The sequence below is a fragment of the Kitasatospora indigofera genome (genome assembly GCF_014655955.1).
GTDB lineage: Bacteria > Actinomycetota > Actinomycetes > Streptomycetales > Streptomycetaceae > Kitasatospora > Kitasatospora indigofera.
In genome coordinates, this window is record NZ_BNBO01000051.1 from 34,097 (window position 1) to 56,817 (window position 22,721).

Sequence of the window (22,721 nt, forward strand, 5' to 3'; positions counted from 1 at the left end):
GCCGGTGGGCCCGTCAGCCGGGGGTGCCGGCGGTCGGCGCGGGCGCGCCGGACGGGCCGGTCCAGGGGAGGAAGGGCGTGCCGGCCAGGGCCGTGCCCAGTGCCAGCAGCACGCCGGCCGAGCCGGTGGCCAAGTCCGCCGAGAGTCGCAGCAAGTGGTCCCCGGGGAAGGCGAGTTCACCCCGGTAGGAGACCTGGTGCAGGGTCAGCAGGGCCCGCTGCCGGGCCAGCAGGGCCGCCCCGGCCTTCGCCTCCGCCGTCGGTGCCCCGGCGGCCGTCGGCGTTGCGTCCGCCGCCCCGGTGCCGGCCCGGGCGTCCGCCCGGGGCTGGGTCAGCGCCAGGTAGCCGAGCAGGCCGGCCCGCCCGTTGAACAGGCCGGGCTGGATGATGAACTCGGGCTCGGCCGCCCGCCGGATGGCGGGCTCGTGGCCGGCCGACGGGCTGTCGGGGCGGTGGGCCAGCAGGGCGTCCAGCGCGAGGCCGACGCCGGCGCTGCCGGTCTCCAGGTAGGGCAGCACCCGGCGGCCGTCGACCACCTGGAAGGTGCCGTCGGCGACGCTCGCGCACCGGTCGAGGTCCAGTTCCAGCAGGTGTTCGGCCTGGTCGAGCAACGCGTGGTCGCCGGTGTGCTCGTACAGCCGGACCAGCGCCAGGGCGGTGCCGGAGGCGCCGGCCAGCAGGCCCGCCCGGCGCCGTGGGTCCCCGCGGCCGGCCTTCTCCAGGGCGTCGGCGGCGGACCGGGCGAGCGACAGCGCCTCGTCCAGCAGCCGGGCCTCGCCGGTGGCGGCCGCGAAGTGCAGCAGGGCCAGGGCCGTACCGGGGGCGCCGGCGCCCAGGCCCGGCCCCGGGTCCTCGTCCGCCGTGCCGAGCCGCCGGAGCAGGCCGAGCGCCTCCTCGCGTTCGCCCAGCAGGTCGAGCACGTAGGCGACGCCGTGCCCGCCGAAGTACAGCCCCGGTGCGGCGGGACGGCTCCGGGCGGCGCGGACCAGCCAGCGGACGTGCCCGGGGTCGACGGCGGCGCCGGTGGCGTGCAGGGCGTACAGGACGCCGGCCGCGCCGTGCGCCAGGCCGAGGCCGCCGCGGGTGAACTGGGCGACGTCCCCGGGGAAGAGCCGGTCGGGGCGCTCGGGGGTGGCCATCGCCGCGATGCCGGCGGCGAGCGAGTCCCTGATCCGGGGCCAGTCGGGGGCCGGGGCGGCCAGCAGGGCGTTGGCCTCCGCGCGGCGCTGCCCGAGCTCGGGGCGGGCGGCCCGGCCGTCGGCGGGGGAGGAGCCGAGCAGGCGGCGGACCTCGTCGGTGTAGCCGGGCGGCACCGGGAAGCGGCGCTCCAGGGCGTCCGCCAGCTCGCCGGCCTTGCCCGGGTCCAGCGCGGTCAGCTGAGCCAGCGGCAGGAAGAGCCAGAGCCGGATCGCGGCCAGCCCGTACCGGTCGATCTGCGCCCCGGTGTAGCCCTTGGGGGCGGTGAAGCCGGCGGCGCCCAGTGCCGGGCGGACGAAGTCCTCGGCGGTGCTGGCGAGTTCGAAGTCGATGAAGCAGATGTCGCCGTCCGGCCGGATGATCAGGTTCCGTGGGTGCAGGTCGCCGAAGACCACCCCGCGGGCGTGGATGCCGGCCAGGGCCCGCTCCACCCGCTCCACGATCCCCAGCGCCTCGCGGGTGTACTCCGCCACCGTGGCCGGGTCGGCGTCCGGGTGGATCAGCGGGTAGTTGGCGGTCAGCCACTCGCTGAGCGAGCGGCCCTCCACGTACTCCTGGACCAGGAACTCGTGCTCCCAGGCCGTCAGCAGCCCGTGCTGCGCCGGCACCCCGGGCACCCCCGCCAGCCTGGCCAGGATGTCGTGCTCGTTGCGCAGCCGGGCCACCGCGTCGACGCCGCGCTGGTCCAGCCCGGCGTACGGCCGGGCCTCCTTGAGCACCAGCTGCGGCCCGTCGGCCCCGTCCCGGGCCAGGTACACGCCCCCCGCGTTGGAGAAGTGCAGGACCCGCTCCACGGCGTACGGCAGCCCGGAGTCCTTCTGCACCGCGCGCTCGGCCACCGCCGCGGCGATGGCCGCCGGCACCGGCGCCCAGTCGGGGACGGAGAAGCCGGCGCCGCGGACGTCCGGGACGAGCCGTCCGTCCGGTCCTTCGAGGGCGAGCACCCGCTCCCCGGCCTCGTTGCGGCAGTGGCGTTCGGCGAATCCCCCGTACCGCAGGTAGAGCGGGCCCTCGGCCCAGCGCAGGTCGCTCAGGATGTACGGGCCCCTGCGCCCGGCGAGCAGCCCGCCGAGGCCGTCGAGACATCGCTCCAACTCGGCGTCGTCGACCGGGTAGACGGTGCAGAACTTGCCGCTGGAGCCGCGTGGCGCGTACTTGGAGTTCTGCACCTGGAGGATCGGCAGGCCGCGCAGGAACTTGAAGGTGAGGCGCTCGCGCAGACAGTAGGCGTAGACCTCCTCCAGCACCGCCTCGGCGTCCTCGGCGCACGAGGAGACGTGGATCTTCCAGCCCTGCGAGGGGAGCCGGACGTCCGTCGGGCGCACCACGGCCCAGATCTCCAGCTCGCCGCGCTCCCACCCGGCCGGCAGCGGGCGGCTGACGGCGGCGAACTCCTCCTGGGCGCCCCAGCGCCGGGGCGAGTCGTAGAAGAGCGGGTCGGCGTAGGCGTAGGCCTCGTACTGGTTGTCCATCGGAGCCCTCCTCGGTGCGGGACGTACGCGGGGTTGTGGGGCGGCGGAGGCGCCGGCATCGGCGCCCCGCCCGGGAGGCGGGGCCGCCGGCGGACCGGCGACGTCGGCCCGGAATTCCCGGACCGCGATGCGACAATCGAATTGTTGGGTCATCACGAGTTCGTACGCAACGGCGCAGAGGAAGATATTTCGACGGAACATTCACCCCGGCGTGACGGACCGTCGGTGGAGCGAGCCGGGGCGTACGGGCGTGCGCCGGTACCGGCCGGAGTACGTACCCGAAGGGGGTCACGGCGCTCCCGGCGGCCTGCCGGCCGGGCCGCCGAGGTATCGCCAAATCCCTGCTGAGCTGGCACGATGTGGGACTGCTCCGGATGCCCGGCGGGCCGGGGGAGCCCGACGGCGCAGCGGGGGCGGGGCGGCGCACGCGGGGGGCGGTTCATCCCGTCGTCGGCCGGCGGTCGCCGGGAGGGGGGCGCGAGTTCGGCGAAGGGACGCGAACGAATGAATAAGTGTCGATTCTCTGTGCTAATAACGGTCGAATTTCGGTGCATTGATTCGGCGGGCGACCGACCCGCCCCCGGCCGTCGCCGGGGACCGCCGGAATGCGGCGGTCCTCTCCCCGCGCGGCGGCCCGCGCCGCCGTGAGGGGAACGCGAACGGGCCCGGGGCGGCGCGCCGACGGCGCGTCACCCCGGGCCCGTCCCGGCGGGCGGGAGCCGGTCAGCCCGGGTTGCCCGCGTGGGTCAGGGTCTCCCAGGCGGTGAAGAGGTTGTCCGTCCCGGCCGGACGGCGTTGCTCGGTGAGTGCCTGGGTGTTGTCCATGCCGTAACCGAGCCGGTTGTGCAGGGCGTTGAAGCCCACCTCGGTCACCGGGCCGAGGCCCTTGTCCAGGCTGCCGTTGCACAGCCAGGACGGCACGGCCGTGCCCAGCTCGTACTTGGCCTGGAGGCCGAGGGCGTGCCGGAGCCGGTCGGCCACCTCCGGGTAGAGGTCCTGGCCCTGGATCCGGCTGGTCTCGGCCACGTGGGCGATCGCCGAGAGGCCGTACCCGGTGTGGGTGAAGTCCCGGCAGGTCTCCTGGGTGAGCCCGTCGACGAAGGTGCTCTGGCCCTGCCAGTAGGAGACGATCTGGTCGCGGGTGTTCAGCCCGCTGCCCGGAGCGGTCTTCGGCAGCGCGCCGTCCGAGGCCAGGTAGATGTACGCCGGCACCCGGCCGCGGAACTTGGCGACGGCCTTGTCGTAGACCGTCCGGTCGTTCAGGAACACGGCGATGCCGATGGTGGCCTCGTTCATGCTGAGTTCCCAGTTGCCGTTGCTGTTAGAGCCGTTGACCACCTCGGGCAGGTAGACGTTGCGCAGCATGGTGCCGAACCGGCTGACCTTGTCGGCGGCCCACCCGGTGTAGGTGTAGCGGATGATCTCGGCGGCGCGCGGCCAGGTGGAGGCCGACCAGGCGCTCTGCAGCGGTGCGTTGCTGTTGGTGTGGTCGGTGATCGTGCCGGACCAGGCGTCCATGATCTGGACGGCCTTCGCCGCGTAGCGGCTGTCCTGGGTGATGTACCACTCCAGCGCCAGGGTGTACGCCGCGATGGCGTCCTCGCGCTCGTCGGTGCAGCCGATGTTCGGGTTGGAGTACGAACCGCACTCGACCACCGAACGCGGCTTGGGGGTCCGGCTCAGCGAGGCGTACCTGCTGGCGTGCATCTGGTCGTAGGCGGCCTTCCACGGCTGTTCGCCGGCCTTCACCTTGGCCCGGACGAAGTCGAGCTGGGCCCGGCTGTTCAGCACTCCGGGGTGGGCGAAGGTGGTGGGTGCGGCCTCGGCGGCGGGGGCGCTGCCCAGGCCGGATGCGAGCAGGGTCAGCAGTCCGGCCAGGGCCGGCAGCTTGCGCAGGTGACGGTGCACGGCGTGGTCCTCTCGATCGGGTTCGGCCGTGGTCAGGCGGGCAGCAGCCACTGCTGGTTGGCGGCGCCGAAGCAGTCCCACAGCTGCAGTCGGGTGCCGTTGGCGGAGCTGGGGCCGGTCGCGTCGACGCAGCGGCCGGAGACCGGGTTGACCAGGGTCGAGCCGCTGCCCGGCTGCCACTTCTGGGCGCCGGTGCCGTTGCAGTCCCACAGCTGGAGCTGGGTGCCGTTCGCGGTGCCGGCGCCGGTCGCGTCCAGGCACTTGCCGAGCGCCTGCAGCGAACCGTCCGCGGCGACCGTCCAGTTCTGGGCGGCCGTGCCGTTGCAGTCGTAGAGCTGGACGGCCGTGCCGTTGGCGCTGGAGGCCGCCGCGACGTCCACGCACTTGCCGCCGTAGCCGCTGATCCGGCCGGTCGGGCGGGGGTTGCCGGTGCCACCGCCGGTGATCCCGTTGAAGGTGCTCGCGAACTGGTAGGCGCTCTGCGGCGTTCCGCTGCAGGTGTCGGAGAGGGTGCCGTTGGTGGCGCAGGCCTTGTCCCGGCCGAGCGCCCAGAAGGCCAGCAGCTGGATGCCGTTGCTCCGGGCGAAGTTGGTGAGGGTGGTGGCGTTGGCGGTGGTGAACACCTCGTTGGTGCTGTCGTTGACCCCGATCATCGGGGTGTTGCCCTCCATCGCCCACAGCTGCTGGGAGGTCTTGGTGGTCCAGATCTGCCCGAGCTGGGTGTGCAGCGCGGTGGCGGCGTCGGTGGCGGCCTTGCCCATGTCCAGGGTGGGGCCGTAGTCCATGGTCATGATGTTGACCACGCCGACGTTCAGGCCGCGGCTCTTGGCGTTGTTGAGCAGGCTGATCGAGTTGGACTCCAGGCCGGTCGGGTTGACCGGCAGGGTGTAGTGCACGGCCAGGTTGCGCCCGGCGGCGGCGTACTCCTGCTGGAGCTGGGCGAGGGCCTGGTTGCGGCGGTCGTTGGCGGTGGTGTCGCCGAGCGCGCCGCCCTCGATGTCGAGGTCGATCTTGGTGAGGTTGAGGGTGTCGACCACCCGCTTGTACTGGGCCTTCAGGCTGCTCACCGTGGTGCAGGCCTGGCCGAGTTCGGTGCCGGACGCGCCGCCGAAGGAGGCGATCACGTCACCGCCGGCCGCCCGCAGGCTGTTGATCGCCGACTGCCAGCCGGCGTCCGTGATGGCGGTGTTGCCGTTGAAGGTGGCGTTGCAGCTGCCGTCGCTGATGACGAAGGCGAGGGTGAAGTACTTGAGCCCGGTGGCGTTGCGGGCGTTGGCGAGAGCGGCGGGGGAGCCCCAGGTCTCGACGTAGGGCGCGGCGTACTGGGCGGGGAAGCCGGGGCCGGGGTTGGCGGCGGCGTGGGCGGCCGGGGCGGCGGCCAGCAGGGTGCCCGCGGCCAGGGCGAGCGGCGCGAGCAGCGCGGTGAGGCGTGAGGGGCGTCGCATGGGTGTCCTCCTGGGACAGCGTGGGGGTTCGGCCGTGCGGTGGGGCGGACGTCCGTCCGCGTCGACACGTACGGGCGGGGACGCTGGACGGCGGGCCGAGCGTGTGGGGGCCCGGTGCGAGGGAGTGCGGTGCCGCTCGGCTCGGCACCGGAGTCAACCGGACCGCGGAGGGCGCCGTCAAGGGTTATTGACTGGAAGGTTTACTAACCGTCGATCCGTCAACTGATGAACGATCAACGGGCCTCAGGCCCGCACTTTGCCTTCACGACTTGGTGACAATTGGTAGAGACCAAAGGGTTGACGCTCCAACAGTTACAGGAGTTGAATCACTCCGCGACACCGGGCTGCCCGTCCCCAGGCCACCTCCCCGGTGCCGATCCCCCACCCGAGGCGCCCCCGGCCGCACCCGCGACCGCGTCCAACCCCGCCCTCGGCCCACGGAATCCGGAGCCGACCATGCCCAGGCATCGATCTGCCCACCGTTCACGGCCCCGCCGGGCGACCGCCGTCCTGCTGGCCGGCGCCCTCGCCGCCGCGGGCCTGCTGGCCACCGGCGGCGCCGCCCACGCGGCCGGCGAGCCGGTCTCGATCTGGCTGACCACCACCGACGACGCCGGCGGCCGGCACGTCACCCGAGGACTGCAGCAGCAGGCCGGCACCGCCTTCGGCGCCGGCGCGGGCAGCGGCGGACAGCTGATCACCGTCGACGACTCCACCCGCTACCAGCAGTTCACCGGCGGCGGCGCCTCGTTCACCGACACCGCCGCCTGGCTGCTGAACAGCAGCGGAGCACTGAGCGCCGCCACCCGGGACGCCACCATGCGGGGGCTCTTCTCGCCCACCGACGGCATCGGGCTCTCCTTCCTCCGCAACCCGATGGGCTCCTCGGACCTGGCCCGGTACGGCTACACCTACGACGACCGCCCGGCCGGCCAGACCGATCCCGCGCTGGCGAACTTCAGCATCGCCCACGACCTGGTGGACGTGCTGCCGCTCACCAAGCAGGCCGCGCAGCTCAACCCGGGCCTCAGCGTGATGGCCTCGCCGTGGACCGCCCCCGCCTGGATGAAGGACAGCGGCAACCTCGACGGCGGCTGGCTGAAGGCGGACTACTACGGCAGCTACGCCCAGTACTTCGTCAAGTACCTCCAGGCCTACCAGGCCCAGGGCGTACCGGTGAAGTACGTGACCGTCCAGAACGAGCCCACCTGCTGCTCGGGCTATCCGTCGATGAGCTGGAACGGCTCGGGCCTCGCCTACTTCACCAAGACGAACCTGCTGCCCGCCCTGGCCGCGGCCGGCCTGAACACCAAGGTCCTGTCGCTGGACTGGAACTGGGACCAGTACGCGTCCTACGCCGCCCCCACCGTCGACGACCCGGCCGTCCGCAGCCACCCCAACTTCGGCGGCATCGCCTGGCACGGGTACGGCGGCGACGTCGCCACCCAGACCACGGTGCACAACCAGTACCCGGCCGTGGACGCCTTCGACACCGAGCACTCCGGCGGCACCTGGATCGGCAACCAGCAGCAGGAGGACATGCGCAACATCATCGACTACACCCGCAACTGGGGTAAGTCGGTGACCAAGTGGAGCCTGGCGGTCGACCAGAACATGGGCCCGCACTACGGCGGTTGCGGCACCTGCACCGGTCTGGCCACCGTGCACAACGGCGACGCGCGCAGCGGTCAGGTCGACTGGACCGTCGAGTACTACACCATGGGCCACCTCACCAAGTTCGTCCGGCCAGGCGCCTACCGGATCGCCTCCACCGCCAACTCGGCCGTCCCGAACGTCGCCTGGCTCAACCCGGACGGCTCGAAGGCGCTGGTCGCCTACAACGACAGCGGCACCGCGCAGAACGTCCGGGTGGTCTGGGGCGGGCAGAACTTCACCTACAACCTGCCCGCCAAGACCTCGGCCACCTTCACCTGGAACGGCGGCGGCGGCAACCAGGGCGGCGCGAGCGGCCCGGTCACCGGACTGGCCGGCAAGTGCCTGGACGTGGCCGCGGCCGGCACGGCCAACGGCACCGCCGTCCAGCTCTACGACTGCAACGGCACCACCGCGCAGACCTGGACGCTCGGCACCGACGGCACCGTCCGTGCGCTCGGCAAGTGCCTGGACGTGACCGGCGGGGCCACCGCGGACGGCAGCAAGGTGCAGCTCTGGGACTGCAACGGCTCCGGCGCCCAGCAGTGGACGTACTCACCGGGCTCGCACGACATCGTCAACCCGGCCGCGAACAAGTGCCTGGACGCCACCGGCAACAGTTCGGCCAACGGCACCCGCGCCCAGATCTGGACCTGCACCGGCGCCGCCAACCAGAAGTGGACCGCGCCGACACCCTGAAACCGGACCCGCGCACCCGCCGGACGGGCGGCCGCCGGGGAGGTTCCCCCCGGCGGCCGCCGCCTTCCGGTCCCCCAGGCCCGTCCGGCCCGGCTAAGGTGGCCCGCCATGGGTACTGCCACCGGACCGAACGAGCGGCTCGCCGCCTTCGGTGACGAACTGACCGAGATCCACCACCGGCTGCAGGAGGAGCTGGCGGCCCTGCGGGGTGACGTCGACGCCTTCCTGGACGGGCGCGGCGGCCGGCCGCGGGAGCTGAAGGAACACTGCCTCTCCTTCTGCGCCGTCCTGACCAGGCACCACACCGGCGAGGACACGGGCGCGTTCCCGCTGCTGGCCACGGAGTTCCCCGAACTGCGTCCCGTCCTCGCCAAGCTGGCGGAGGACCACCAGCTGGTCAGCGGGATCGTGCGCAGCCTGGAGGCACTCCTCGGCGGGATCGCGGCCGATCCGGACGCGACCGAGGCCGAGCGGGTCCGGCGGGAGCTGGACGGCCTGACGGCCATCCTCACCTCGCACTTCGCCTTCGAGGAGCGCCGGATCGTCGAGGCGCTCAACTCGCTGCCGCCCGGGGCGGGGACCACCGAGAGCCTGCTGGGCCTGCCGATGGACGCCCGGGGCTGACCCGGCCCGGCCCGGAGGCGCCCGGCCGTCCGAACGCCCGGGCGCCTTCGGGCCGGGACACGTCGGGTCAGGGCGCCGCCGGGGTCCGCGCCTCCTCCCGGCGCAGCCGCAGTTCGCAGACGACCGCCCAGACCACCGAGACCACGGGGACCGCCACGACCGCACCGATCACCCCGGCCAGGATGCCACCGGCGATCACCGAGAGGGCGACCGCCACCGGGTGCAGCCGGACGGCCCAGCTCATCACCAGCGGATGCAGCAGGTGGCCCTCGATCTGCCCGATCACCACGATCAGCGCCAGCACGATCAGCGCCGTCACCGGGCCCTTCGCGGCCAGCGCGACCACCGCGGCGATCGCCATCGCGACCGGGGAGCCGATCAGCGGCACCAGCGTGGCGAAGAACTCCAGCACCGTCAGCGGCAGCGCCAGCGGCACCCCCAGCAGGGCCAGCGCGATGCCGACCAGCGCCGCGTTGCTGGCCGCGACGATCATGATGCCCCGGGTGTAGCCGGCGAAGGTCCGCCAGGCGGCCCGTCCCGCGTGGTCCCAGGTCTCCCGGGCGCCGTGCGGCAGCTGGTGCTTCGCCCAGCGCCACATGCCCTCGCCGGAGTGGATGAAGAAGATCGAGCAGAACAGGGACAGGGCCGCGCCGGTGACGATCTCCACCACCCGGCTGGCCTCGTCGACGGCCCGGCTGACCAGGGTGGAGCGGTGTTCGGAGAGGAAGGAGCCGATCTTCGTCTGGAGGTCCGACACGGTGGCCGGCTCGATGTGGAAGGGCGGGCCCTTCAGCCACTGCTCGATCCGGTCGATGCCGCCGTGGAACTCGTCGCCGAGCTGCTTCCACTCGCCGGCCACGTTCTCGCCGATCAGGGCCAGCACGCCGGCGAGCAGCAGGAGCGCGCCGAGCACGGTGACCGCGACGGCCGGCCCGCGGGGCATCCAGCGGTTGACCAGGTCGGCGGCCGGCCGCAGCACCGCGGTGATCACCAGGGCGACGAACACCGCGACCACGGGCAGCACCAGCCGGCCCAGCAAGGACAGCACGGCGTACACGGCGGCGCCCACCAGGAGCAGCCGCCAGGCGTACCCGGCCGCGTGCTCCAGCCCCGGCGGAACCTGGTGGCCGGACGGCGCGCCGCCGCGGGGGACCGGCCGGCGGGTGGCCGGGGTGCCGGGCCGGGGGCGCCGGCGGTCCGGCCTGCCGCCCCGCTCCGGGTCCTGCCCCGCTGCCGCCCGAGGAGTCATCGCGGTGTGCCTTCCTTGTGTGTCGACCCACCTGCCGGCCCCGCCCCCGACGTTACGTCAGAGCCGACCGGCTCCCGCCGCACCGGCCGGGGACCCCGATCGCGTGTCGCCCCGCTGCGCCCTGGCCCGTCGTGTCGTGGCCCGTCGTGTCCCGGTCCGTCGTGTCCCGGTCCGTTGGGCCCGGCGCCGCCGAGCACCGGTCCGTTGCGTCCGGCCCCACCTCGTGCCGCCCGCCCGAGGCGTGTCCCCGCCGGTCCGCCGGGGGCACGGCGCCACCCGGTCGCGCCGCCACCCTGCCGGACCGTCATCCGGACCCCGGCCCCGGGCCGAGGCCGACCCCGCGGGTCAGCAGCGCGGCCGCCGCCGTCGCGGCCAGCACCAGGGTGGCGAGGAACGGGACCCGGCTCCGCGCCCGGCCCGGCACGGGCAGCACGGTGAGCGGCGCCATCAGGCCGGTGATACCCAGCGCCGCCCAGCCGGCCGCGCCGGGCGGCCCCGGCGGTCCGACCGACAGGACCACTGCCGCTGCGCCCAGGACCAGCGCGGCGAGCACCCGGGTGGGCCCGCCGCCCAGGCGTTGCGGCAGGCCCCGGACCCCGGCCGCCAGGTCGGCCTCGATGTCGGGCAGCACGTTGGTGAGATGGGCGCCGACCCCGAGCAGGGCCCCGCCGAGCACCGCCCAGCCGGGCGGCCAGGGCCGGCCCGGCAGCCCCAGGGCGACGAAGGCGGGCAGCAGGCCGAACCCCACCGCGTACGGCAGCCAGGACAGCACGGTCCGCTTCAGGCCCAGGTTGTAGGCCCAGGCCGCGCCGACCCCGGTCAGATGGGCCAGGCCCGCGAGCGGTCCGACCGCCAGCGAGAGCGGGACGCACAGGGCCAGCGCGGTGCCGGCGGCCCGGCTGAGGACGTGCGGCCGGAGAACGCCGTCGACGAGGGGTTTGTCCGTCCGCCCGGCGGCCACGTCACGGCCGTGGTCGACCCGGTCGTTGCACCAGCCGACGGACAACTGGCCGGTGAGCACGGCGCCCGCCACCAGCAGACAGCGGGCGGGCCCGAGGCCGGATGCCGCCGCCAGGGCGGTGACCAGGGCGGTCACCACCGCCGTCGGTTCGGGGTGACACGCCCGGACGAGTCCGGCGACCGCCCCCGGAACGCGCCGGTCCGGCAGCCGAACTGACGCCTCGACCTGCTGGGTTCCGGTCTCTCGCACCCGACGATGCTAGCCGCCGGATGCCCGGGATGTCCCGATAGGCAAAGTTGCTGGCGATTCTCCCTAGTATGGGGTGATGACGCGAATCGCGGCCGTCCACGGAGTCCTCCCGCCCCACCGCTACCACCAGCACGAGATCCGGGACGCCCTCGCGGAGATCTTCCTGGCCGGCGGCGCCGACCGCAGGTCGCTCGACCGGCTGCACGCCACCGCGACCGTCGGCACCCGCCACCTGGCCCTGCCGCTGGAGCGGTACGCCGGGCTGACCGGATTCGGCGCGGCCAACGACCTCTTCATCGAACACGCCCTGGAGCTGGGGGAGCGGGCGCTGCGCGGGGCCCTGGACGAGGCCGGCCTGCGCCCCGAGGACGTCGACCTGGTGATCTCCACCTCGGTCACCGGGATCGCCGCGCCCTCGGTCGAGGCCCGGCTCGCCCACCGGCTCGGGCTGCGGCCCGACGTCAAGCGGCTGCCGCTCTTCGGCCTCGGCTGCGTGGCCGGGGCGGCCGGCCTCGCCCGGCTGCACGACTACCTCCGCGGGCACCCTGACCAGGTCGCGGTGCTGCTCTCGGTCGAACTCTGCTCGCTGACCGTCCAGCGCGGCGACGGGTCCCCCGCCAACCTGGTCGCCGGTGCGCTGTTCGGCGACGGCGCCGCCGCGGTGGTCGCCGTCGGACCCGAGGCCCCGGTGGGCGGCGCCGCCGGGCCCACCGTCCGGGCCACCCGCAGCCACCTCTACCCGGGCACCACCGACCTGCTCGGCTGGCACATCCGCGACCAGGGCTTCCGCATCATGCTCGGCAGCGATCTGCCGGAGGTCGTCCGGGCGCACCTCGGCGACGAGGTGCGCTCCTTCCTCGCCGACCACGAGCTGAAGCGGGACGACGTCACCGCCTGGGTCTGCCACCCGGGCGGGCCCAAGGTGCTGGACGCCGTCCGCGAATCGCTGGACCTGCCGGCCCGGGCGCTGGAGCTGAGCCGGCGTTCGCTGGCCGAGGTCGGCAACCTCTCCTCCGCCTCCGTGCTGCACATCCTGCGCGACACCCTCGCCACCCGGCCGCCGCTGCCCGGTACCCCCGGGGTGCTGCTCGCGCTGGGGCCCGGCCTCAGCTCCGAACTCGTCCTTCTCACCTGGTAGGCATCCGATGGCCCCCTACACCCTGCTGGTGCTGCTGGTCGCCCTCGAACGGCTGGCCGAACTCGTCACCGCCCGCCGCAACGCCGCCTGGAGCCGCCGGCACGGCGCGACCGAGTACGGCGGCGGCCACTACCCGGTGATGGTCCTGCTGCACACCGGGCTGCTGGCCGGCTGCCTGGCCGAAACCGCCCTGGCCGACCGGCCGTTCGTCCCCGCCCTCGGCTGGCCGATGCTCGCCCTCGCCCTTGCCGCGCAGGGCCTGCGCTGGTGGTGCATCGCCACCCTGGGCCCGCGCTGGAACACCCGGGTGATCGTCGTGCCAGGCCTGCCCCTGGTCGACCGCGGCCCGTACCGCCTGCTCTCCCACCCCAACTACCTCGCGGTGGTGGCCGAGGGGATCGCCCTGCCGCTGGTGCACGGCAACTGGCTCACCGCCACCGGCTTCACCCTGCTCAACCTGCCGCTGCTGGCCGTCCGGCTGCGCTGCGAGAACGCCGCCCTCGCCACCCTGCCCGCACCCGCCGCCGCGCCGGCCCTCCGGTAGCCGGGGCCCGCCGTGATCGACCTGCTCGTCGCCGGCGGCGGCCCGGCCGGGCTCGCCACCGCCATCCACGCCGCCCTGGCCGGCCTGGAGGTGGTGGTGGCCGAACCCCGAGCCACCCCGATCGACAAGGCCTGCGGCGAAGGCCTGATGCCCCCGGCGCTGCGCGGCCTGACCGGCCTCGGCGTCACCCTCCAGGGGCACCCCCTGCGCGGCATCCGCTACCTGGACGGGGCCCGCAACATCGCCGAGGCCCCCTTCGGCACCGGCCCGGGCCTGGGCGTACGCCGCACCGAGCTGCACCACGCCCTCGCCCGCCGCGCGGCCGAACTGGGCGTCCTGGTCGAGCCGGTCCGGGTCGGCGCCGTCCACCAGCACGACGACCACGTCAGCGCCGCCGGGCTGCGCGCCCGCTACCTGGCCGCCGCCGACGGACTGCACTCACCGATCCGCCGCAGCCTCGGCCTGGGCCTGCCGGACGACCGCCCGGCCCGCTACGGGCTGCGCCGGCACTACGCGGTGGCGCCCTGGAGCGACCACGTCGAGGTGCACTGGTCGGCCGGGAGCGAGGCCTATGTCACCCCGCTCGGCCCGGAGTTGGTCGGCGTCGCCGTCCTCACCGGGCACCGCGAGCCGTTCGAGCAGCAGCTCGCGCGGTTCCCGCAGCTCGGCCGCAGGCTCCCGCCCGCCGCGGCGACCGGCCGGGCCCGGGGCGCCGGCGCGCTGCGCCAGCGGGTGCGGCGCCGGGTCGCGGGGCGCGTCCTGCTGGTGGGGGACGCCGCCGGCTACGTCGACGCGCTCACCGGCGAGGGCATCTCGGTGGCGCTGGCCGGCGCGGCCCGGCTGGTCGACTGCGTACGGGCCGGCCGCCCGCAGGACTACGAACGCGCCTGGTGCCGGGCCACCCGCCGCTACCGGCTGCTCACCGAGTCGCTGCTCCGGCTGCGCGGCCGGCCGGCGGTGGCGGCCCGGATCGTCCCGCTGGCCGCCCGGTGCCCCGCCGCCTTCGCCGCCGCCGTCCGCTGCCTGGGCTGACGGAGCCTCAGCGACGGTGGACGACCGCCCGTACCGCGGCCGGGCCGGTGGCCGGGTGCGGCGCGCCGCCAACCTGGCTTTTCGGACCAGCGAGCCACGTCGACGGTGACGTCCGCACCGGGGCGGCACCGCAGTGCGGCCGGTGGCCCGGGCGAGATCCGGGAGACCAGGACCGGGTCTCGTGCGGTTGAGAAGGGGGTCCGCAGCCCCCTGCTCGACCACCATGCCGTCCGGCCCCTGATGCCCAGGGCCACACACCAGGGGCGGGGGACCCATGTCACCCGCAGCCCGTGTGTGTCATGGCCCGCCATGTTCTCGCCCAGGCCACGCCCGGGGGTCTCGTGCCGACACTGACCCACACTCTGGCCGGGAGAACCGGACACCTGCTACCCCCATTGGTAGCGGGGTCTGACCGGCCCCTCGAACGCGTCCGGTCACGGCGCAGTCTGACGCCTGACGCAAGATGCACGCCCACGGTCTCCACCGAAGCCCTCGCCGGTGCGAGGTGCACGCGAGCGCTGCAATGCCTACGTTGGAGGTAATAGCAGCCTCGCGGCTCAGCAAACCCGTGGACCTGGGGTGCTCATGTCTTGGTGGAGAGAGAATCCTGGGCAGTGGCTCCGCGTAAAAGTCCCCAGACCGGCCGCCGGTGGGTACGGCTGGCTGAGTGGGTTCTTATTCGCGGCGGTCGCCGCCTTGTGGGGTGTAGCGGCATTCTGGCAAAACTCTCGGAGTATCGAGGGGGACGCTTGGATTGCCGCACTGAGGGTTTCGAGTCCATTCCGGTTCTTCATCGTCGGAGTTTTTACCGTCACAGCTTGCTACTGTTTTCGCCGTTTCCGCATCAGTCGTCGAATGATATTACCTGGTCCAATCTCTGTGCCTACCTTCAGTCGCGAAGGTGAAGGTTCTGGAATCGAAGTCGAGAGATTGACGACGAACTTCCGTGAGGCTCTGGCCGAGGTCAGCCTAGAAGCCCCTTCGCCTATGCCGGGAGGTTCGCAGCAAATAGACTTCGTGGAAGTACTGCATAGTCCAGCAATGGAGTCCAGTAGTACATCTGCCAGCATGGCGTCAGCGCTCGGGCGGCTGCTGAGCCTAACGCATGTCAGTTACTCGTACCAGGTCAACGGCGTACTCTATCGAGCCCCGGGGGACAGGTGCAGCGTAACGGTTCAAGTCATCGTGCTACCTAAATGGGCCAGTCAATCCATAACTTGCACTGAATCGACTTTTGAAGCTGCCATAAGAAGTGCTGCTTATGAGGTCTGCGCCTTCATTCTTCCGCTGACGCGGCTTGTCGAGAAGCCGCCCTGGGCCGCGTGGCATGGCTTGGCCATCCCACACGGTCTGTTCAGAGATGTGCAAGAGGCGCAGAGGTGCAAGTTCTCCAGGCGTTACGATGAAGCTCTCGGCAAGTATTTCGATGCCATTTCACAGGATCCGCATAATCCGTTCCTTCGGCTCGAAGTTGGTTTCATCCAGGAACAGCTCGGCCTTTCTCTTGATGCCTTGATGACCTATCAGGATGTGATCAAGCTCGGGCTGGAGAGAGATCTTGGGCACTTTTCTTGGATGAGAGGAAGCCCGGCATATTTTCGAAAAATCGGGACTCATAGGAACTGGTGGCGTTCGGCATTGCTCACGGCACGTTATCGCCAGGCGGTACTCCTCGGCATGGGCGAGCAGCTGATAGACGACTGGTGCTCGTACAAAAGAATTCCAGCCGGGGAGCGCAAGCGGGATGCCGAGCTCCAGCATCTGGGCACCCGAATCCGCCAGATGTTCGGTGCATATGAAGCAGGCTTTGCCGAGTATCTGAATGATCATGGCGAAGAGGCTGGTGATGGCGGTCGTCGAGACGTCAAGGCCCTGCTGGACTGCGATTTCTCGGACGAGCCAGGGGACGAGGGTGGAAAACTTCTACTGCAGGAGTTCTTTCAGTTTGTCGGACAGAGCAAGGCGCAGGATCTGTGTCGCGCCTACCGCTTCCGAAGAATCCCTGGTGGAACCGTTTCGCGGGTCGCTCTGAGGCTCATGCTTGTTTGGGCGCCGGCGCGGCGGTGCTGGACCAGGGCAACCCGTAGAGACTTGGCTCGAAGGGAACCGGACTCGGCAAAGGAATGGAAAGCTCCCTGTGAGCTGAAATACGCCAGAGTATACAGAAATTCGCATCTGGCGAAGGTGCGAAAATCAACGTCAAAAGTTCTGGCGAAGATCTCCGGACGGGAGTGGCAGTGGCCGATGACCGTCGAGCATATCAATCGGGAAATTCGAATTGCTTGGTTCTCCGGCATGCCACTGCTGCGCCGGAGCCCCTGGCACGACTTCTACTATGCTGCGTGTATCTTCGCCATCGGACTCCTTCCTCTCGAAAGGGGCCGGCTGTGCAATCCGGAAGAGATCAGTGAAAGTGGTGATCGGAATGACTTCACAGCATCTCTTGCCGGAGAGGCTGTCGACTTCCTTGACAGGGCATGCCGGCGAGCGGATAGCAGTTCCATCGCCTCTATGCGGTCCTGGATCGTCGCAGAGGATCCGGACCTTGCAGGGCTGCGAACATTCACTGAGTTCGTGGACTGGGAGGACGAGCACTATCCGATCAAGAACCCGGCGTACCTCCGCCCTGTCGATGTGCACGGTCTGGAGCTCACCAGATACCAGCACCATCTTGTAGAAAAAGTGGCAGGCCTGATGGTTCAGATTTGGGAACGTCGCGAGTGCGAGCTGTTGAGTACGCACCCTCATGCCGACGGGATGCTGCAGAGATGGATCGACGAGGAGAACAGTACCTGGACGATGGCTCGCGCCTTCGTCGTCGATCGGCATCACTGGCAGACCAGGTTCGATTTCATCAGGACAATGCAGGAATTTGCCCAGATCAATTCATTCCTTTTCGAATATCCATGTCCGAGCTATAGTGACGACCCAGTGATGCAGCTCGGAGAATCTTTCCGTCGCCGTCAGGGAGCAGATGATTCCCATCAGCTGTTCCAGGATACGGTGAGCTCGGTCCACGAACATCGAAAGGAAAGGATGGGTGACTTGGGCGAGCTCTTGGGGACGGAGCGAAACCTCAAAGAGCAGATTTGCATCACGGAGCCCAAGGCGTCAAGCCAAAAGGATATACGCCGCCTCTGCATCGAGCGGTCGCGGATGTGGGCGCGACTAGAGAAGGCTTTTTCCGAGAGGCCTGGGGAGGACACGGTAGAGGTGCTTGGGGACCTTGCCTCTGTCTTCGAGGAGCCCGGCAGGAAGTAAGTGGCTTGGCCGACCAGCGGAAATTCCTTTCAGCGCCGTCCGTAGGGCTCGGATCCGGCCGCGGCTCTGTCCTGGCCAGCGGCCCCGGTTCTGCGGGCAGTACGAATGGAAGTCGTCGCCGTTGACCCAGTGGATCGCATCGTGGACCCGGTGGGCACTCGTGAACGTCACCTCTGAGCCCCGCCACAGGCATACGCGGGCGGGCAGCCGTGGAATCTGGGCGCGTCGCCAGGTCAGCGCGCACAGATCGCTGTGGCCCCACCAGCCAACGTGGTTCCGCTTTCAATAAGCCGATGCGATCGTGCAGGGTCCACCCCATGTCGCTTCGCCGCAGGCCGTGCCACGAGCGAGAGGGTTCCGCAGGTCTGGCGGGGTGACAGCTCCGCAGCGATGAAGCAGGTGGCCGAGCGGCTCTACGTGGTTTGTCCGGGCCCAAGGCAGTGCCGTGAGAGACCTGCCCTTGGCCCAGACCTGCTACGTCGAGCACGAGCGCCTCTCCTCGGCCCTCCGACTTGGGGGAGGCTGGACAACGGTGCCGGAGTCGATCGCACGGTCCGCTGCGGCCCTTTCTCTCGGCGCGACGTCGTGGCGCGGGGTCGTATGACGTCCTGACTGCTGCGCGGCGGCATCACCCGGAACGACTGAGGGGACCCGGCCGGCCCGGGGTGTGGGACCGACGGCACCGGGCTCCCCGGGGACGGCAGGTCCGAGGGGAGGCCCGGTGCGTTCGCCCGCGCGCCGGGTCAGCCGCGGAACTCCGCCGGGCGCTCCGGGGAGGCCGCCGCCAGTGCGGCGGTCACCTCGGCGGTGCCGGCCGCGAGCCCGTAGACCGGGGTGCCCGGCTGCTGGCGCCAGGACTCGTCGAGGCCGCCGGCGTCGACCACGTCGAAGCCGAGTTCGTCGAGCAGGGACCGGACGGTCTTCTTCGCCCCCTCGTCGTCACCGGCGATCGGCAGCGCGATCCGGTCGGGGGCGCCCGCGGGGCGCGGCTTGTCCAGGATGTGCTGTGCGTAGGTGCCGTTGAAGGCCTTCACCACCGGCCGGCCCAGCCGGCGCTCCGTCCAGCGGCTCTCGGTGAGGCCCTCGTCCTCGATCCCGGCGATCCGCCCGTCGCGCTGCTGCGGGTAGTAGTTGCCGGTCTCGATCACGGTGAAGCCCTCGGCCGCTCCGTCGAACACCCCGGCGGGCAGGTCGGGGACGTTCTTCAGCGGGATGGTCACCACGATCACTTCCGCGCCGCGCGCCACCTCCGAGACGGGTACCGCGGTGGCGCCGGTCTCCCCGGCGAGCGCGGACAGCGTCTCGGGGCCGCGCGAATTGGCCACGGAGACGTCGTGCCCGAGGGCCGTCAGGCGGCGGGTGAGGTTGCCGCCGATGTGTCCCGCGCCGATGATGCCGATCTTCATGTGCTCTCCACGATGTCTGGATACGTGCGCCTTCGGATGCCGCAGCGACGACAACCGCGAGGAAGATCGGCGTCATTCCCCCGGAGCGCAGGTTCCCCCGAACGGGGTTCCCCCGGAGGAGGCGGCCCCGCCCGAGGGGAGTGGCTTCGCGCTCGCCCTACAGCCCGAAATCCAGGGGAAGGCACGAGTAGAAGGTCCACGACCGTTCCGGGTTGTAGGGGTCGGCCTCCCCGGGCTCCGGGACGTCCCGGACTTCGGTCATGTCCTCGAAGCGGATGCGTTCGGGCAGGCTGCCGAACCGTGCGCGCCGGGCCGCCGCGGCGGCCTCGGTGCTCTCGTCCTCGTTCATGCTTCTCCTCCGCTCTCCCGTCCTGCCAGCATGCCTCCGATTGCATAACCGGTCAAGATGGTTACCAAGGAGAGCGGGCGGGATCGGCCGGGCCCCGCCGGGCATGTCCCGTCGAGCCGGGCCCGGCCACCGCGCACGTATGGCACACGTGTGGACCCCGGGCCCGGGCACCCGAGGGGGAATCCGCCCCGCTAGGGTGTGCGCATGACTCTCCGCAAAGGCATCGTCCTGGACTTCGGGGGCGTGCTGACGACGGCTCTGCTGCCCGCCGCGCTGGCCTTCGAACAGCGTGAAGGCCTCCCTGCGGGAGCGCTCCTGACCTCGCTCTACCTGGATCCCGAGGGAGTGCGCCGCACCCAGGAACTGGAGCGCGGGACGCTGACCCAGGCCGAGTGGAACGAGGCGGCCGGCCGGAGCCTGGGCGTGCCGCACGACAACCTGATGGGCCGGATCTTCGCCGACCTGCTCCCGGAGCCTTCGGTGATCGAGGCCGCCGCCGCGGCCCGCCGGGCCGGGATCAAGGTCGGTGTCCTGTCCAACTCGGTGGGCCGGTCGCCGTGGGACCTCTACCAGGGCTACCGCCTGGAGAGCCTGTACGACGCCGTGGTGGTGTCCGAGGACCACGGCCTGCGCAAGCCCGAGCCGGAGATCTTCCGGCTGATGCTCGACATGTTGGACCTGCCGGCCGAGGAGTGCGTGTTCGTCGACGACACGGAGTCCTACCTGCCGCCCGCGGCCGGGCTGGGCTTCGCCACCGTCCACGCGGTGCGGCCGGATCGGACGATCGCCGAGCTGGAGGCCCTGCTCGGCATCCCGCTGGCGGCCCGGGGCTGAGCGGCGCCGCCGTCCCGGCCGGGCCGCCGCCAGCAGGCGTCTGGCCGCCTGACGGCCGCCCGACGGGGTGCGGGGCGCCGAAGTCCCGCACCCCGGCTGCCTGCCCGCGTCCCGGGGGCCGGTTCAGGCGGCGAGGAAGGCCAGCAGGGCCTGGTTGACCTCCTCGGCGTGCGTCCACAGCAGACCGTGCGGGCCGCCCTCGACCTCGACGTAGGTCGCGGCGGGCAGGGCCTGGTGGAACGGCCGGGCGGTCGCTTCGAGGGGCAGGATGCGGTCGGCCGTGCCGTGCAGGATGAGGGCCGGCACGTCGATCTTCGCGATGTCGGCGCGGAAGTCGGTGGGCCAGGTCAGCGGCGCGGCGGCGGCCGCGTGCGCCCCGCCGCTCGCCGCGACGTCCCAACTGGCGCGCAGGGCCTCCTCGCTGATCCGGGTGCCGAGGTGGTCGTCGAGGTTGTAGAAGTCCTGGAAGAACGAGGTGTAGTAGGCGTACCGGTCGGCGGCCGCCGCCTGCGAGACGCTCCGGAAGAACTCGGCGGGTGCCGCACCGCCGGGGTTCTCGTCGGTCAGCAGCAGCCAGGGCTCCAGCGAGGCCAGGAAGGCCACCCGGGCGATGCGGGCGGTGCCGTAGGTGCCCACGTAGCGGGCGACCTCGCCGGTGCCCATGGAGAAGCCGACGAGCACCGCGTCGTCCAGCTCCAGCGCCTCCAGGACCGCGTGCAGGTCGGCCGCGAAGGTGTCGTAGTCGTAGCCGGTGGTGGGCTGGGACGAGCGGCCGAAGCCGCGGCGGTCGTAGGTGACGACGCGGTGGCCGGCCGCGAGCAGGGCCGCGGTCTGCTTCTCCCACGAGCGGCCGCTGAGCGGGTAGCCGTGGATCAGGACGACGGGCCGGCCGGTGCCGTGGTCCTCGTAGTACAGCTCGATGTCGGCGGAGTTCTGGCGGCCGACGGTGATGTACGGCATGGGTGTGCTCCTTCGGTGGACGGATCCCGGCCGGTGCCGGGCTGTCGGATTGCGTGGGGTGTCGGGCGGGCGGTGCGGTGGCCGGCCGCGGGGAGCGGCGGTGTGGGCACCACCGGGCCCGTTGGTCCCGAGGGGGCGGCTGGGGGACGGCCGCCCCCTCGGGGGCCTGGCGACGGCCTGCGCCGGGACGCGGGCCCGCCGGGGCGGGCTCCCGCGTGCTGGTGCGCGGCCGCCGGTGCTCTGCCGTGCGTGTCAGCGGCCGGCCTTGGCCGCCTCCTCGACGACCTGGGCGACCAGGGCCGGGTGCGAGACCGCGACGGAGTGCGAGGCGGCCACCTCGGTGATGTGGGCGTGCGCGCGGCGGGCCATGTACAGCTGCGCGGCCGCGGGGATGTTGAGGTCCTGGGTGGTGACGATGTCCCAGCTCGGCTTCTCCTGCCAGGCGGCCGTGGTGGCCTGCTCCGCCAGGGCGCTCTGGGCGATGGGCCGCTGGGCGGCGGCCATGACCGCGGCCTGGGCGGTCGGCACATCGGCGGCGAACTGGTGGCGGAACTTGTCCGCCCGGATGTACAGGTCGGTGGTGGGGGTGCCGCCGGCCGGGGTGTAGGTGACCGGGTTCAGGGCGTCCGGGAGGGTGGAGCCCGGGAATTTGTTGGTGAGTTCCAGCGCGCTCTCGCCCGGCGCCGGGAGGAACGCGGCCACGTAGACCAGGGCCTTGACCTCGGGGTCGTTCGCGCCGGCGGCGCTGATGACGGAGCCTCCGTAGGAGTGCCCGACCAGGATCTTGGGCCCCTTGACGCTGTCCAGGACGCTGCGCAGCGCCGCGGCGTCGGCGGCCGGCCCGCGCAGCGGGTTGGCGGGGGCGATCACCGGGTAGCCGTCGGCCCGCAGCCGGGTGATGACACCGCTCCAGCTGGAGCCGTCGGCGAAGGCACCGTGCTCCAGGACGATGGTGGGCCTGGCCCGCTCGACGGTCACGGTGGGCGTGGTGGCGCTCGCCGCGCCGCCGACGGCGACGGAGGCCAGGACGACACCGGCCGCGACCGCCGGGACGACGGCTGCCGGGAACCACCGCTTGCGCCAGTTGCTGCTACCTGCCATGGGAGTACCCCTTCCGGGTGAGATCGACATGTGGGGAGGGAAGCCGCCCCGGGCCGTGCGCGGCACGGTCGGCCGCTCCGCTGCGGGGCGGCGTCCGAGGGGCTTGACGGGCTTCACCCTGGCTGCCGGGCCGGGGGCCGGGGATCCGTCACATGACGGTCGGTTGCCGGGCCCCGCGCCGTGGGCCCCTACGTCACGCGGACCGCCTGGGCCGTGCGGTGCCGTCGGCCGCGTGTCCGCGGCCGCCCGGACGCGCGTCGGCGGGTGCCCGGGCCGGCCTGCCGCGGTCCGCTCGCCCGGCGTCGGGTCCCGCGGGGTACGCGTGTGGGCCTGCGGGGCCGCCGTCGTCGCACGCCCACCACCTGGCCGCCCGCGGCCGCGAGGGCCGGCCGGGGACGCCCGGACCGGGCGCATCGTGGTGGTCCCGGTGCTGCCCGACCGTCAACTGACTGATGTGCCCCGGTGGTGGGGCGGCCGAGAGTGGACGGCGCCGGGCTCGTCGCCGTTCGCGAGGAGCACATCCTGCCCGCCCGCACCGGGCGCCGGACCACGGCGGCTGCCACGTCGCGCCGGCCCGGGGCACCGTGCCCCGCCGGCCGGCACGGCGGCAGCGCCGTTCCGGCCGGGCACCGCCGCCCGG

Annotated in this window: 16 protein-coding genes; 7 read left to right on the top strand and 9 right to left on the bottom strand. The window is 72.2% G+C overall.

Features of this window, described 5'->3' with window-relative positions; genetic code table 11:
* Positions 1-13 precede the first annotated feature (13 nt).
* The 3 genes from lanKC to IE329_RS31090 all read right to left on the bottom strand — a co-directional run bounded on the left by lanKC (position 14) and on the right by IE329_RS31090 (position 6,021).
* The gene (lanKC, locus tag IE329_RS31080) at positions 14-2,668 is read right to left on the bottom strand and encodes a class III lanthionine synthetase LanKC (protein ID WP_190214347.1); all 2,655 of its coding nucleotides are present in this window, start codon (positions 2,666-2,668) and stop codon (positions 14-16) included.
* Positions 2,669-3,391: 723 nt separating this feature from the next.
* Positions 3,392-4,576: an alginate lyase family protein gene (locus tag IE329_RS31085; protein ID WP_373311350.1), complete on the bottom strand. Its 1,185-nt coding sequence runs from the start codon at positions 4,574-4,576 to the stop codon at positions 3,392-3,394.
* A gap of 32 nt (positions 4,577-4,608) precedes the next feature.
* Positions 4,609-6,021, bottom strand: a complete 1,413-nt coding sequence (locus tag IE329_RS31090) for a chitinase (RefSeq protein WP_190214348.1) — start codon at positions 6,019-6,021, stop codon at positions 4,609-4,611.
* 456 nt (positions 6,022-6,477) lie between these two features.
* On the opposite strand from IE329_RS31090, the gene IE329_RS31095 reads away from it, so the two are divergent.
* Positions 6,478-8,373 (top strand): RICIN domain-containing protein, encoded by a 1,896-nt coding sequence (locus tag IE329_RS31095; protein ID WP_190214349.1) that lies wholly within the window; start codon positions 6,478-6,480, stop codon positions 8,371-8,373.
* Positions 8,374-8,481: 108 nt separating this feature from the next.
* A complete protein-coding gene (locus tag IE329_RS31100) occupies positions 8,482-8,997 on the top strand; it encodes a hemerythrin domain-containing protein (RefSeq protein WP_190214350.1) in 516 nt (171 codons plus the stop codon).
* A gap of 67 nt (positions 8,998-9,064) precedes the next feature.
* Here IE329_RS31100 and IE329_RS31105 read toward each other — a convergent pair whose 3' ends face one another.
* Positions 9,065-10,246: an AI-2E family transporter gene (locus IE329_RS31105; RefSeq protein ID WP_190214351.1), complete on the bottom strand. Its 1,182-nt coding sequence runs from the start codon at positions 10,244-10,246 to the stop codon at positions 9,065-9,067.
* Between the two features lie 304 nt (positions 10,247-10,550).
* Positions 10,551-11,456, bottom strand: coding sequence for a UbiA family prenyltransferase (locus tag IE329_RS31110; protein ID WP_190214352.1), 906 nt, complete (start codon positions 11,454-11,456; stop codon positions 10,551-10,553).
* Positions 11,457-11,532: 76 nt separating this feature from the next.
* On the opposite strand from IE329_RS31110, the gene IE329_RS31115 reads away from it, so the two are divergent.
* The 4 genes from IE329_RS31115 (at position 11,533) to IE329_RS31130 (ending at position 17,431) form a co-directional block, all read left to right on the top strand.
* Entirely contained in the window at positions 11,533-12,594 is a 1,062-nt protein-coding gene (locus IE329_RS31115; RefSeq protein WP_190214353.1) for a type III polyketide synthase, read from the top strand.
* A gap of 7 nt (positions 12,595-12,601) precedes the next feature.
* A complete protein-coding gene (locus tag IE329_RS31120) occupies positions 12,602-13,138 on the top strand; it encodes an isoprenylcysteine carboxyl methyltransferase family protein (protein ID WP_190214354.1) in 537 nt (178 codons plus the stop codon).
* A gap of 12 nt (positions 13,139-13,150) precedes the next feature.
* Positions 13,151-14,170 carry an NAD(P)/FAD-dependent oxidoreductase gene (locus IE329_RS31125; protein WP_190214355.1) on the top strand — a complete coding sequence of 340 codons (1,020 nt, stop codon included), beginning with the start codon at positions 13,151-13,153 and terminating at the stop codon, positions 14,168-14,170.
* 879 nt (positions 14,171-15,049) lie between these two features.
* The gene (locus IE329_RS31130; protein ID WP_190214356.1) at positions 15,050-17,431 is read left to right on the top strand and encodes a hypothetical protein; all 2,382 of its coding nucleotides are present in this window, start codon (positions 15,050-15,052) and stop codon (positions 17,429-17,431) included.
* A 743-nt stretch (positions 17,432-18,174) separates the two neighbouring features.
* Here IE329_RS31130 and IE329_RS31135 read toward each other — a convergent pair.
* Positions 18,175-18,882 carry an NADPH-dependent F420 reductase gene (locus IE329_RS31135; RefSeq protein ID WP_268257352.1) on the bottom strand — a complete coding sequence of 236 codons (708 nt, stop codon included), beginning with the start codon at positions 18,880-18,882 and terminating at the stop codon, positions 18,175-18,177.
* 112 nt (positions 18,883-18,994) lie between these two features.
* Positions 18,995-19,186 (bottom strand): hypothetical protein, encoded by a 192-nt coding sequence (locus IE329_RS31140; protein ID WP_190214358.1) that lies wholly within the window; start codon positions 19,184-19,186, stop codon positions 18,995-18,997.
* A 204-nt stretch (positions 19,187-19,390) separates the two neighbouring features.
* Here IE329_RS31140 and IE329_RS31145 point away from each other — a divergent pair, with 204 nt between their 5' ends.
* Complete coding sequence (locus IE329_RS31145; protein WP_190214359.1) at positions 19,391-20,020, top strand: HAD-IA family hydrolase; 630 nt, start codon at positions 19,391-19,393, stop codon at positions 20,018-20,020.
* 123 nt (positions 20,021-20,143) lie between these two features.
* Here IE329_RS31145 and IE329_RS31150 read toward each other — a convergent pair whose 3' ends face one another.
* Positions 20,144-20,980, bottom strand: a complete 837-nt coding sequence (locus tag IE329_RS31150; RefSeq protein WP_190214360.1) for an alpha/beta fold hydrolase — start codon at positions 20,978-20,980, stop codon at positions 20,144-20,146.
* 252 nt (positions 20,981-21,232) lie between these two features.
* Positions 21,233-22,081 carry an alpha/beta fold hydrolase gene (locus IE329_RS31155; RefSeq protein WP_190214361.1) on the bottom strand — a complete coding sequence of 283 codons (849 nt, stop codon included), beginning with the start codon at positions 22,079-22,081 and terminating at the stop codon, positions 21,233-21,235.
* Positions 22,082-22,721 lie beyond the last annotated feature (640 nt).